Consider the following 12,827-nt stretch of genomic DNA (forward strand, 5'->3'; position numbering starts at 1 on the left):
GGTGCGCCGGACCACCCCGAGCCGGATCGGTTCTGGCGGTTGATCGACGACCACGGCGTCACGCAGTTCGGTATCTCGCCGACGGCCATCCGCGCGCTCCGCAAACACGGTGACGGGTGGGTCGAGGGGTACGATCTCTCGACGCTCCGAATTTTAGGGTCGACCGGCGAACCGTGGGACCCGGAGTCGTGGCTGTGGTTTTTCGAGGAGGTCGGTGGCGGGTCGACGCCGATCATCAACATCTCCGGCGGGACGGAGATCATGGGCTGCTTTCTCATGCCGATGCCGATCCAGCCGCTCAAACCCTGCACCCTCGGCGGCCCGGGCCTCGGGATGGACGTCGACATCGTCGACCACGAGGGCGACTCCGTTGTCGAGAGCCACGACCGGGGCTACCTCGTCGCCCGCGACTCCTGTCCGAGCATGACGAAGTCGCTGTGGAGCGGCGACGAACGCTACCTCAAGGAGTACTGGAGTACGTGGCCGAACCTCTGGGACCACGGCGACTGGGCACAGAAGGACGAGGAGGACTTCTGGTTTCTCCACGGCCGCGCCGACGACGCGCTCAACGTCGCCGGACGCAAGGTCGGCCCCGCGGAGGTTGAGGGGGCCGCGATGGAACACCCGGACGTGAATCAGGCGGCCGCCGTGGGCGTCCCCGACGACACGACCGGCACGGCGGTCGTCTGCTACGTCGTCGTCGAGGATGGGGTCACCGAAAGCGACACCCTCCGGGCGACGGTCCGTGAGACCGTCGGCGAGGAGTTGGGAAAGCCGTTCCGCCCCCGTGAGGTATTGTTTGTCGACGCCTTCCCCAAGACCCAGAGCGGGAAGATCATCCGCAGGGCCATCGAGTCGGTGTCCCGGGGCGAGGATCTCGGCGACATGAGCAGCATCGAAGACCCCGACGTACTGGACGAAATCGAGTCGGCGCGGTAGCCGTATCGGCCGATCGGCGCCGATAGGTCTGTGTGGATGTGACCGACTGCGTTCGAGTTCGTAACTCGGGACCCGCCGCCGCCCCGGTCCGGGGCGGTGGCTACCGCGCGCCGAAGCTCTCTGCGCGCAGGTCCTCGTCGGCAACGCCGACGCCCTCGGCGACGGTCCGTGCGTCCCTGACGAACGACTCGAAGCCGAACGCGTACACCGTTCCGTCGGTCTCCGCGAGCGTATCGGCCGCCTCGGTGAGCGACCCGACGACGTGTACCGACGCGCCGTCGGCTTCGAGGGCGTCGAGGCGGCCGTGGTGGGGTGGATCCTCGCCCCAGAAGACAACGGCCGCGTCGTGGCCCGCACGGGTCGCCCGCTCTGCGATTCCCACTGCGGGGCCGATGCCCGGTCCCTCCGCAAGCACGACGACCGATCCCTCGCCCGTGTAGCGCACGTCCCCGAACGGGCCTTCGACCTCGATGGTCTCGCCCGCGGATCGCTCGGCCAGCCACGGCGCGAGTGTTCCTTCGGGAACATACTCGACCGTGATCTCCATGGTGCCGTCGGTGTCGGGCGATGAGAGGGTGTAGTAGCCGGTCTCCTCGACCCCGTCGACGGTCGCACGGACGAGAACGAACTGGCCGGGGTCGGCGGCGAAGCCCTCGGGTGTCCGGAGTTCGAGCGCGGCGGTCCGCGTCCCGACCGTCTCGACGGCCTCGACAGTGACCTGTGACATACATAGGGAACGGCTGCCGTCGTGGAGAACCCTTCGATCCCGGCGGCGGCAGCCGAGGCTATAAGACCGCGACGGTGCATGTCGGCCCTGCATGCACGACACCGTACTCGCACGGGAGACCCGGACGGTCGTCTCGCCGAGTCGGATCGAACTCGGTGCCGGCGCGGTCGGGACGGTGGGCGGCCACGCCGCCCGGTACGGCGACACGGCGCTCGTCGTCGCCACGGAACGGATCTTCGAGTTCCACGGCGACACGGTCGTCGATGTTCTCGACGCCGCGGGTGTCGACGCCGCCGTCTACACCGACGTCCGTCCCGACCCGACCGTCGAGAACATCGAGGCCGCCTACGACCTGTACGACCGCCGGGACTGTGACCTGATCGTCACGCTCGGCGGCGGTTCCTCCATCGACACGGGGAAAGGAGCCGGCATTCTCGCGACAAACAAAGGGTCGATCCGCGAGTTCGGTGTCGACCGTGCGGGCTACGAGGGTGTCCCGGAGCCGACGCCACCCCTCATCGCCGTCAACACCACCGCCGGCACCGGGAGCGAGGCGACCCGCTCCGTCGTCGTCAGCGACGAGTCGACGTCGACGAAGTTTCTCATCGTCTCCGCGAACGTCGTCCCCGACGTGGCGATCGAGGACCCGGAACTCACCGTGTCGCTCCCCAGAAGCCACACCGCCTTCACCGGCATCGACGCTCTGACCCACGCCATCGAGGCGTACGTGTCGGTGAAATCCTACGGTGTCCCCGACGGCTACGCCGAGGCGGCGATGGAGCGCATCGCCCGCTCACTACCGGTAGCGTGGGCGAACGGCGATAACCTGTCGGCCCGTGCGGACGTGATGGTCGGCCAACTCCAAGCGGGACAGGCCTTCACCAACGCCTCGGTTGCGCTCGTCCACGGACTGGCCCGCCCCCTCGGCGCACAACTCCACCTCCCCCACGGGTTGGCGAACGGACTCATTCTCCCCTACGTCGTCGACTTCTCCGCCGTTGCTGCCCCCGAGAAGTACGCCGACATCGCGCGGATCCTTGGCGTCGCCGACGCCGACGACACGACCCGCGAGGCGGCCGATGCGGCCGTCGACGGCGTTCTCCGTCTGTGCGAGGACGTGTCCCTCACCGGCTATCTCGATTCGTTCGGCGAAGTACCCCCGCGGGAGGCGTACCTCGATGTGGTCGATGATATGGCACAGGACGCCATCGACTCCGGGTCGCCGGCCAACAACCCCCGGAAGCCGACCCGCGGGGAGTTGGTCGATCTGTATCTGACCATCTACGACGACGCACTCGCCCCCGACAGCCCGCGACGGTCGTAGCGCCCGCCGATCAGGAGACCGGATCTCGGTTCTCGACCCGGGTGCGCTCGGTCGCCGTCTCGCTCACGCGGTAGCGGTACGACCGTGTGAACCAGTCGGCGTGTGGTCCCGGCGTGACCGTCGCGTTCTCCGGCACCCGGGTGTTCGAGGAGCCCGTGCAGGTGACGACGGCCTCGTATCCCCACGCGCGCCGGCCCACGTCGCCGACCCGACAGTCGAGGGTGACCTCGGTGTACCCGTTGACCCACAGCGAGTTGTAGGCGTGGCGGTACTCGTGGGTCCGGACGTACTCGCGCACGCTCGACGCGTTCAGCGCCGACGGCCGGGGCGGCGGCTCCTTCGGCCCGTCGGCGAAATCGACGGTGCCGGTCGGCTGGCCCGCCGATCCGGCGGTCGGCGTGGCGGTGGGGCCGTCCGTCGGCTCGCTGGCCGGCGTCCCCGCACACCCCGCGGTCACGAGTACGAGGCCGAACAGGACGGGCAGGGCACTCTTCGGTCGCACGGACTGCGCTTCTCGCTCGGCCGGCAAGTGCTTTCCCGCGCCGACGGCGTCACTCCGCCCCCTCAGGCGGTGTCGCATCCACTGTTCCGTCGAGCGACCCCTCGAACCGTCCCCGGAGGTCGATCTTGTCGAACTTCCCCGTCGCCGTCTTGGGGACCGACTCGACGAACTCGAACCGGTCGGGAACCCACCAGTCGGGGTAGCCGGTCCGAACCCGGCCGCGAAGCGCGTCGACCAAGCCGCCGCGGTTCTCGTCGTCCCCATCGGCGGCGACGAACGCCACCGGCCGCTCCCCCCAGCGTTCGTGTGGGACGCCGACGACGGCCGCCTCGCGGACCGACCCGTGGCCCATGATCGCGTTCTCGACCGCCTGTGAGGAGATCCACTCCCCGCCCGAGTTGATAACGTCGGCCGCACGGTCGACGAGTTCGATGTAGCCGTCCGGATCGACCGTCACCACGTCGCCGGTGCGGAGCCACGAGCCATCGAAAGCGTCGTCGGACTGCGTCCGACTGTCACCGGCTTCGCCGGTTGCCCGAGGCGTCTCCGACGCCTCGCTGCCCGAGGGACGTCGTCTCTCGCTGTCGAAGTACTTTGTCGCGACCCACGGCCCACGGATCAGCAGTTCGCCCATCGACTCGCCATCGTGTGGGATCGCCTCGCCCGAGTCGTCGACCGCTTTGAACTCCAACCCGGGCAGGACGAGCCCCTGTTTCGCCCGCTTCTCGACGCGTCGGTCGTAGTCGGCGTCGCACAGACCGGGTTTGAGATGTGACACCGCCCCGACGGGTGAGGTTTCGGTCATCCCCCAGCCGTGGAGCACCTCGACGCCGTAGTCGTCGAACGCGCGGAGCAGCCGTTCGGGTGGGGCCGATCCACCGACGACGATCCGATCTAGCGTCGAGAGCGCTCCCTCGGGATCGGGGTGGTCCGCCAGGTGATCGAGAACGCCCAACCACACCGTCGGGACGCCAGCGGTGAGGGTGACGTTCTCGCGGTCGATCAGGTCGACCACGTCCTGGGGATCGGGGGAGGGGCCGGGGTAGACGTGGCCCGCACCCGCCGCGGTCGCGGCGTAGGGGAGTCCCCACGCGTTGATGTGGAACATCGGGACGACCGGCATGACCACGTCGTGGTCGGCGATATCGAGCCCCGACGGCGTCAGGATCGCCATCGTGTGACCCCAGAGCATCCGGTGGGTGTACTCGACGCCTTTCGGATCGCCGGTCGTCCCGGAGGAGTAACACAGGCCGGCTGGGTCGTCGCCGTCGAGTTCGGGGGCGTCGACATCGGTGCCGTGGCCGGCGACGAACTCGTCGTACGCCGTCGGTTCGACCGGGAGATCCGGCGTGTCCGCCCCGACGACGACCACCCGTTCGACGCTCGCGAAGGCCTCGGGGTCGTACGCCTCGGCGAACGCACCGGCGAGCGAGGCGTCGACGAGGAGTACCCGGTCTGCCGCGCTGGCGACGATACGACGGATGTCCTCGGCCGGCAGAAGCGGGTTGATGGTGTGCAACTGCGCGCCGAGTTCCGGGGCGGCGAAGTACGCCTCGAAATGTCGGTCGTGGTTCCAACACAGCGTTCCCACGCGGTCCCCACGGTCAACCCCCGTCGCCCGCAGGGCGTTCGCGAGTCGACCGACTCGGTCGACGTACCGGTTGTACGTGTACCGAACGACACCCTCGCCGGTCCGGGCGACGATTTTGCGGTCCGGATACAGTCCGACCGCCCGCGACAGAAACGGGCGGAGCGTCTGTGCGTGTCCCGTCATGCGATAGCATCCACCACGACGGGAGTAAAGCCTGTCGCGACGCCCGTGCCACCGGGTCACGATCGGGGAACGGTCCGAACACCGTCCCGGCCCGGCCGACACGCCGGTGACGGCGACGACCGGGAGGCCGACACCACAGACACCCCGTTCCACGGGGCGGAGACGGCGGCGCGGGCGGAGCCGACCCCCGAAATAACGAAACCGGCAGGCGCTGACACGCGACCGGCGTGAGCGAACACCGGAGTCACCCGCCGCCGATCAGCAGGGAGCCGACTCGACCAACTCCGTTTCACGGTCGGTCCGTGCGACGACCGCCGGGACGTCGACGGGGTCTCCGTTCTCGTCGACGGCGACCATGGTGAAACACGCCGCCGTCGTCGCTACGGTTTCACCCTCACGCGGGTCGCGCCCCTCGACGTTGACCCGGACCTCGAGACTACTGGTGCCGGTGTCGTAGACGTACGCCGACAGTTCCGCGACGTGTCCGACCGGGATGGGGTTCAGAAAGTCGACGCTCCCGATGTGGGCCGTGACGCAGGTTTCGCCGGCGACGGTCATCGCCGCGACGGCGGCCAGTTCGTCCATCAGCCGAACCACCTCTCCACCGTGTGCGTTCTCGTAGTTGTTCGCCTGGTTCGGCTGGATTCGCTCGATGGATTCCACGTACGAGTCGAGTACTGGGACTGCCATCGGCGTATTGAGGGGGCTGACGGTCATGAGTCTGTGGCTCCCGCCGGCCGATGGACCGGCCCGTCGATGCCGACTGCCGGCCGAACGGCCCCATCACCGAAACCACGAGAGGAACCCGCCACCGCCGTCGTCGCCGTCGTCGGAGTCAAGATCGGGGTCGACCACACCCCGGCGGCGGCCCTCAGCCGCCAGTTCGGCGTCGATATCCGCCTGTGTGAAATCGAAAAACTGCTCCTCCGGGAGGTCGACATCGAGAATGTCGAGCGCCGTCGGTTTGCCCCGGTTGTCGAACGCCCGCCAGTCGCCCCGTCCGTACGGCGCGCCGACGATGATGTGGACCTCCCCCTGCCCGAACGTCGCGAGGTCCTCGTCGCTCGGTTGAAGCACACCGTTCGGGTGGGAGTGGACCGACCCCACGGACTGCATGTCGTTTGGTTTCATACTCGTTTTCACCGTCGCACTGACCGGATTCGATACGGTACCGGGGATGACGAGAACGTCGGTGATCACCTGCCCGGTGCGGTCGATATCGAGTTTGCGGGCGTCGTCGGCTCGGAGAAACCCCATATACTCGTCGGGGTGAGTCTCCTCGCAGGCTTCGAGGACGAAATCCACCGTCTCCCGGGCGATACCGAGGAGTTCGTCCGACCGGAACAGGCGCATACAACCGGTTCGGGGAGCGTCCGGCCTAAGGATTCCGGCGTGGCCCCGCCCGCGTGCTCATATTTAACTGTGGGACGAGCGAAACGGGCCGAGACGACCGCGTTCCACGTCGACACCGATCCGAACCGCGTGGAGTCGGCTGTAACACCTTCCGAACGTGAGCACGGACGGACTGCGGTGTCGACCGTGGCCGGTCTGAACGCTGACCGGCCGGGACGGAGTAGCGTCGCCACCACGCCACTTATACCACACTGCGGCGTCACGCACTAGCACCCACGATAATGAACGCGACGCCTGAGACGATCCACGTCCTCCATACCGCCGATCCGGCGGTCGCAGACCGGGTTGCGTCCGGCCTCGAACGGGCCGACGACCGGTTCACGGTCGAGGTGGCGACCGGCGTCGACGATGCCGTGGCATCTCTCCACACCGACGATCCCGACTGTGTCGTCTCGATGTACGCACTCCCCGACCGGACCGGAATCGAACTGCTCGAATCCGTTCGCGAATCGCGTCCCCACCTCCCCGTTGTCCTGCTGGCCGCCGACGGGTCGGAGGCGGTCGCAAGCAACGCCATCGCCGCCGGCGTCACCGACTATCTCCCGTGGAAGGACGGAGCCGAGGCGTACGCCACGCTCGCGGACCGAATCGCGACCGCGGTCGAGACACATCGCTCCCGGATCGAACTCGAAGCCTACCGGGAGCGCCTCTCGACGTTCGTCGAGCAGTCGCCGCTCTGTGTCATCGAGTACGACAACGACCTCCGAATCGTGCGGGTCAACGACGCCGCCGAGGAAATCCTCGGCTACCCCGAGTCGGAACTCCGAGGCGAGACGTGGGAGCGGATCGTCTCCGACGCCAGTTACGAGGGTGTCGAGGCGGTGGCGTCGGCGCCACAGGAGGCCGAGGGCGGCTACCACAGCATCGACGAGAACGTGCGCAAGAACGGCGAGCGACTCGTCTGTGAGTGGTACACCACCGTCATCACCGACGACGACGGGGGCGTGCGTGCCGTCTTCTCCCAGTTTCAGGACATCACCGACCGTAGCGAGCGCGAGCGACGCATCGAGGCGCTTCACGAGGCCACACGGAAACTGATGAGCGCCGCCACACAGGAGGCGGTCGCGGAACACGCCGTCGAAACCGCACGCGACGTTCTCGGGCTCCCGATAAACAGCGTCTACCTGTACGATGCCGAGCGCGACGCTCTCGTTCCCGCGGCGGTTACCGAGGAGGCACTCGACGTGGTCGGCGAACCCCCAGTCTACGAACCGGGCGAGAGCCTCTCGTGGGAGGCGTTCCGGGCGGGCGAGGTCCGCGTGTTCGAGGACGTCTCGACCGAACCCGGTCGGTACAACGACGACACCTCGTTCGGGTCGGAGATCATCCTTCCGCTTGGCGACCACGGCGTGATGTACGTTGCGGCGACGGAGCCGGCGGCGTTCGACGAGGCGGACGTGACGCTTGCCCGGACCCTCGCCGCGAACACCGAGGAGGCACTGTCCCGGATCGACCGCGAGCGTGCACTCCGGGAGAGCCGGCGGCGGTACCGAACGTTTGTCGACAACTTCCCCGACGGGGCGGTGTTTCTCTTCGACGACGACCTCCGATACATTCTCGCCGGCGGCGCGGAACTCTCCGACGTTGGCCTCTCACCCGACGAAATAGAGGGCGCGACCGTCGACGACCTCTTCCCGGCGGCTCTGGCCGACGAACTCGCGGAGTACTACCGCGAGGCGCTCTCGGGACGAACACACACGGTCGAACAGGAGTTCCGGGGTGAGCATTATCGGATCCAGACCCTGCCGGTCCACGGTGACGACGGCGAGATCACCGCCGGAATGGCCGTCTCACAGAACGTGACGGAGCAAAAGCGCCGAGAGCAGGAACTGGCCGCACAGAACGAACGGCTGGAGGAGTTCGCGAGCGTCGTCAGTCACGACTTCCGAAACCCGCTCAACGTCGCCGACGGCCGACTGGACCTCGCGCGCACGGAGTGTGACAGTGCCCACCTCGACGAGGTGGCGCGAGCACACGAGCGGATGAGCGTGCTGATCGACGACCTCCTCACGTTGGCCCGCGAAGGCGAGGAGGCGACGGAACTGGAGCCGGTGGCACTCGACGATCTCGGCCGGAACTGCTGGCGGAACGTCGAGACGGGGACCGCGACACTCGACATCCGCGTCGACCGGACGATCCGGGCTGACCGTGGTCGACTGCAGCAGTTGCTGGAAAACCTCATGCGGAACAGCGTAGAACACGGTGCCACGAGCGGTCGGCCGGAGGCCGACGACGGCGCGGGACCGGGACCCTCCAGAGCGGACGGGGCGGCCGTGGCGGTCACCGTCGGTCCGCTCCCCGACGGGTTCTACGTCGCGGACGACGGCCCAGGTATCCCACCGGACCGCCGCGACGACGTGTTCGACACGGGGTACTCGACCGACGCGGACGGCAACGGCTTCGGCCTCAGCATCGTCGCACAGGTGGCCGACGCCCACGGCTGGACCGTCGATCTGACCGAGAGCGACGCGGGCGGCGCGTGCATCGAGGTGACCGGGGTCGAGTTCGTCGAGGGGTAGAAACGCCGGCGGTGTCACGGGTCGATGCCCAACGTTGCCGGTATGCACGGGGATTACTCATTTGCCGGTGACATGTCGCCGTATGACCGGAGCGGACGACGTTCTCCGACGCGTCGACGCGAACGACATCGAACTGATCCGGATCGTCTTTGTCAACAACAGCGGTGTACCACGTGGTCGTGTCGTCGACGGCGAGACGTTACCTGGCGTTCTCGACGGGGGCGCAAACATGACCCGGGCGATGCAGTCGTTCAACGCGCTTGACCGCCTCGCGCCGGGCGGTCGGTACGGGCCGGCCGGCGAGGTCCGTGTCGTCCCCGATCCGTCGACGTTCACCGAACTCCCGTACGACGACCGTGTGGCGATCATGCTCGCCGACCTCCACGATATCGACGGGGAGCCGTGGTCGGCCGGGCCTCGGGCACGCCTCCGCGAGTATCTCGACGGCATCGGCGGCGACGGCTACGAGCCTCGACTCTCCTTCGAAAGCGAGTTCTACTACACGAACGAGACCGCCGAAGGCGGCGTCGTTCCGTTCGACGACACGGCGTGTTTCTCCACCGACGGCATGCGGAGCGTCCACGACCTCATCCTCGAGACGGTGGACGCGTTGAAGGCCCAAGGGATGGGTTTGGCGGCGTACTATCCGGAGTACGGGCCGGGCCAACAGGAACTCGTCGTCGACCACGAACCGGGTGTGGCGGCGTCGGACAGCCAGATCCTGTTCAAGGAGACTGTCGCCGGCGTCGCGGCCGACCACGACGTCGGCGTGACGTTCCGTCCCCACCCGTTTCCGGAACTGCCGGGGACCGGGTGTTACGTCCACCTGTCGCTGTGGCGCGACGCCGAGAACGTTCTCCACGACCCAGCCGACGACAGCCACTACCCGCTCAGCGACCGCGGCCGGCAGTTCGTCGGTGGCCTCCTCGCTCACGCTCCGGCGCTGGTCGCACTGACCGCGCCGACCGTCGAGTCCTACGAGCGACTCGTACCCGGGATGTGGGCGTCGGCGTACACCTGCTGGGGGCACGACAACAGGGAGGCGATGGTCCGGATCCCCTCGATCAGCACGGACGACCCGGCGGCGACGACCCGCGTCGAGTTCAAGCCCGCCGACAACACGGCCAACCCGTATCTCGTACAGCTCGGCCTCGTCGCCGCTGGACTGGACGGCATCGAGCGTGGCCTCGACCCCGGCGATCCAGTCGACCGAGACCCCGGCACCGTCGCCGACGACCTCGAACGCCGGGGGATCGAACGGCTCCCCGCGTCGCTCGACGAGGCGCTCGATACCCTCGAATCGGACGACCTGCTGGCGTCGGCGATGGAGGAGGCGTTACACGGGTCGTATCTGGAAGTGAAGCGAGTGGGCACAGTCGGTCGACGAGGATGGGGAGTGGGAGACGGCGTATCTGGATCGAGGGTTCTGACCGTTGCCGACGCGCCAGTCGCGTGATAGGGTGGCCGTCATCGGGTCGCCCATCCGGACCGTCGCCCGCCACGACGGCCACCCTTGCCGTCACGGACCTCGAAGACGACCGGCGCTGGAGCATGCCTCACCTGTATCCCAAAACGGTTTCATCTCCCCATTCCACCGGGAGAAATAGGACATATTGTAGCTGATGCGGGAACTTATGCTTAGACGTTGTATTTGATCCGACACTACGTCCGAGGTGCCGCCGAACATCCAGCCGCCGACACCTGCAGAGGTCCGCGGTGAGGCAGCCAACCCCCACATCGACCTCTCCGAGTCGGAGGTCGAAGGTTTCGAGACGCTGATAGCCGTGACGCTTGAGGACTACGAACGCCTCGACGAACTTTCGGCGCCCAGCCCCGGTACGGAGGTGACCGAGGCGTCGGTCCCGATGCACCTGGATGGCCTCCCAATCTGGAACGCCATCGCAGTCGAGGAGACGACAGCCACCGTCGACGTGGAGGGCGTCGGACACAACGCGGAAACCCACGGCGTTTCCCGGCCGTCGAGGCGATACACGCGGGTCGGATCCGCGCCACGGTCGGACGTGCCCTCCCCTATCGTGTCCGCTCCGGCTCGGCGCCGTTTGTCGCGTAACCACTCACCACGTTGCCCACCCTGCTAGGTCGGCGGCAGTTCGGCGTACAGCGAGTACAGAATAACCACCATCCCGAGCGCGACGATGGTCGTCGCCACGGCTCCGGCGAGGAAGATGGAAAACTCAAGAACGTCGAACAGTACCCCCTCGATGACGGCCCCGAAACTGATCAGCAGAAACCCGATTGCCACGTACAGCATCGGCTCGCTGTCGTGGACGCGGTATCCCCGGTAAGCCTTGTAGGCAATCAGGAACCCGAGCCCCATCGTGAGTAGTTTCGCCACCACCAGTTCAGGGTGCACCATCGTCAGGCCTCCCGGATATCGTTCCAGATGTTCGTAAACCGGCTGGCCGGCGTGTCCCTCGTCTGGACACGGACCTGGAAATCGCCGGCGTTGAGATCAACATCCAGATGCTTGACGTTGGCCTCGTAGACGCTGTGGTGACTCCCGTCGTTCATAATGCGCGTTCGCTCGACAAGCAGGTCGTGGGCAACGAGCTGTTCGGTTTTTTCATAGATCGTCGAGCGTGCCGTTCCGAGTTCGTCGCTGAGTTCCTTGGCCGACTTCGGCGTCGTACTGGTTGCCACGAGGATGGCCTGGACGTACTCGTCACCCAGCAGCGTGAGGATGTCCGTCGCATCGGGCCGTGACTCGGGGCACACACGTCTACTCTCAGTTCCGTGTTGGTGCCTGCACCTATTTAAACACGGAGGGGATTTTGCGCGGCGCGAAATCACCGATTCCAGGTTATACACCCGACGAGTAGGTCCACATGCGAGGTGACCAGTAATGACACACGACTCACGGCCGACCCGGCGACGTATGCTGCAACTGACCGGTGCAGCCGCTATCGCGGGACTGGCGGGGTGTACTGGGACTGGCGACGGGGCTGGTAGCGAGGCGACGCCGACCGAGGGGGAGCACCACGACGAAACCGGGAGAGAACACCACGACGAGGCGGGCACCGACGAGAACGGCCACGATCACGACGACGGTGCGCCACAGGAACCGTCGGCGACCGCGACGGTGTCGATGCGGACCGAGGGGAGTGGTCAGCACTACGCGCCACACGTCGTCTGGATCGAACCCGGCGGGACCGTCACCTGGGCGCTCGAAAGCGGGAGTCACGACGTGACCGCCTACCATCCTGACAACGATGGACCGCTCAGGATCCCGGACGCGGCAGACTCGTGGAATAGCGAACTCCTCTCCGATGAGGGCGCGACCTTCGAACGAACGTTCGAGATGGAAGGCGTCTACGATTACTTCTGTACGCCCCACGAGGCCGTCGGAATGGTCGGGACAGTCATCGTCGGCGAACCCGACGCACACGGCCAGCCCGGACTCGAAGCCCCCGACAGTTCGCTCCCCGAGGGGGCCAGATTCGGACTGGCGGACCTCAACGGAACAGTCAGTGAGGCCCTTGAAGACTCCCACTGACACACGTTCGGGACCGCCATCGAATCACACTTCGCCGGTTTGGCTACGCTGCATCGAGGGTTGAACACCGCGTCGCTCTGGGGGTCGTCCCACGGACCCGGAGGGGAGCGGCCGG

General features: G+C 67.1%; 13 protein-coding genes. 6 read left to right on the forward strand and 7 right to left on the reverse strand.

Annotation, left to right across the window (positions count from 1 at the left end):
- The coding region (locus tag Q0925_RS06505) for an acyl-CoA synthetase (RefSeq protein WP_299333071.1) at positions 1-939 on the forward strand (939 nt) is incomplete at its 5' end.
- A 100-nt stretch (positions 940-1,039) separates the two neighbouring features.
- Here the strand turns inward: Q0925_RS06505 and Q0925_RS06510 are convergent.
- Complete coding sequence (locus Q0925_RS06510) at positions 1,040-1,666, reverse strand: ferredoxin--NADP reductase (RefSeq protein WP_299333074.1); 627 nt, start codon at positions 1,664-1,666, stop codon at positions 1,040-1,042.
- A 91-nt stretch (positions 1,667-1,757) separates the two neighbouring features.
- On the opposite strand from Q0925_RS06510, the gene Q0925_RS06515 reads away from it, so the two are divergent.
- Positions 1,758-2,990 (forward strand): iron-containing alcohol dehydrogenase, encoded by a 1,233-nt coding sequence (locus Q0925_RS06515; protein WP_299333076.1) that lies wholly within the window; start codon positions 1,758-1,760, stop codon positions 2,988-2,990.
- Positions 2,991-3,000: 10 nt separating this feature from the next.
- On the opposite strand, the gene Q0925_RS06520 is transcribed toward Q0925_RS06515, so the two are convergent.
- The 4 genes from Q0925_RS06520 to Q0925_RS06535 form a co-directional block, all read right to left on the reverse strand.
- On the reverse strand, positions 3,001-3,492 hold the full coding sequence (locus Q0925_RS06520) for a hypothetical protein (protein WP_299333079.1): 492 nt from the start codon (positions 3,490-3,492) through the stop codon (positions 3,001-3,003).
- A 49-nt stretch (positions 3,493-3,541) separates the two neighbouring features.
- On the reverse strand, positions 3,542-5,266 hold the full coding sequence (locus Q0925_RS06525; protein ID WP_299333082.1) for a long-chain fatty acid--CoA ligase: 1,725 nt from the start codon (positions 5,264-5,266) through the stop codon (positions 3,542-3,544).
- 258 nt (positions 5,267-5,524) lie between these two features.
- The gene (locus tag Q0925_RS06530; RefSeq protein WP_299333085.1) at positions 5,525-5,956 is read right to left on the reverse strand and encodes an acyl-CoA thioesterase; all 432 of its coding nucleotides are present in this window, start codon (positions 5,954-5,956) and stop codon (positions 5,525-5,527) included.
- 93 nt (positions 5,957-6,049) lie between these two features.
- On the reverse strand, positions 6,050-6,619 hold the full coding sequence (locus Q0925_RS06535; protein ID WP_299333088.1) for a Mov34/MPN/PAD-1 family protein: 570 nt from the start codon (positions 6,617-6,619) through the stop codon (positions 6,050-6,052).
- A 281-nt stretch (positions 6,620-6,900) separates the two neighbouring features.
- Here Q0925_RS06535 and Q0925_RS06540 point away from each other — a divergent pair, with 281 nt between their 5' ends.
- From Q0925_RS06540 to Q0925_RS06550, 3 genes are all read left to right on the forward strand, one after another.
- Positions 6,901-9,198 (forward strand): PAS domain S-box protein, encoded by a 2,298-nt coding sequence (locus Q0925_RS06540; protein WP_299333091.1) that lies wholly within the window; start codon positions 6,901-6,903, stop codon positions 9,196-9,198.
- Between the two features lie 82 nt (positions 9,199-9,280).
- Positions 9,281-10,654 (forward strand): glutamine synthetase family protein, encoded by a 1,374-nt coding sequence (locus tag Q0925_RS06545; RefSeq protein ID WP_299333094.1) that lies wholly within the window; start codon positions 9,281-9,283, stop codon positions 10,652-10,654.
- Between the two features lie 217 nt (positions 10,655-10,871).
- On the forward strand, positions 10,872-11,297 hold the full coding sequence (locus tag Q0925_RS06550; protein WP_299333097.1) for a hypothetical protein: 426 nt from the start codon (positions 10,872-10,874) through the stop codon (positions 11,295-11,297).
- Here the strand turns inward: Q0925_RS06550 and Q0925_RS06555 are convergent.
- Entirely contained in the window at positions 11,294-11,572 is a 279-nt protein-coding gene (locus Q0925_RS06555) for a DUF7521 family protein (protein ID WP_299333106.1), read from the reverse strand. The two genes, Q0925_RS06550 and Q0925_RS06555, sit on opposite strands and share 4 nt — an antisense overlap.
- A 5-nt stretch (positions 11,573-11,577) precedes the next feature.
- Positions 11,578-11,934 (reverse strand): ArsR/SmtB family transcription factor, encoded by a 357-nt coding sequence (locus tag Q0925_RS06560; RefSeq protein WP_299333100.1) that lies wholly within the window; start codon positions 11,932-11,934, stop codon positions 11,578-11,580.
- Positions 11,935-12,094: 160 nt separating this feature from the next.
- Here Q0925_RS06560 and Q0925_RS06565 point away from each other — a divergent pair, with 160 nt between their 5' ends.
- Positions 12,095-12,712 carry a cupredoxin domain-containing protein gene (locus Q0925_RS06565; protein ID WP_299333103.1) on the forward strand — a complete coding sequence of 206 codons (618 nt, stop codon included), beginning with the start codon at positions 12,095-12,097 and terminating at the stop codon, positions 12,710-12,712.
- The last annotated feature ends 115 nt before the right edge of the window (positions 12,713-12,827 follow it).

The sequence above is a fragment of the Haloplanus sp. genome, assembly GCF_028275055.1.
Lineage (GTDB): Archaea > Halobacteriota > Halobacteria > Halobacteriales > Haloferacaceae > Haloplanus.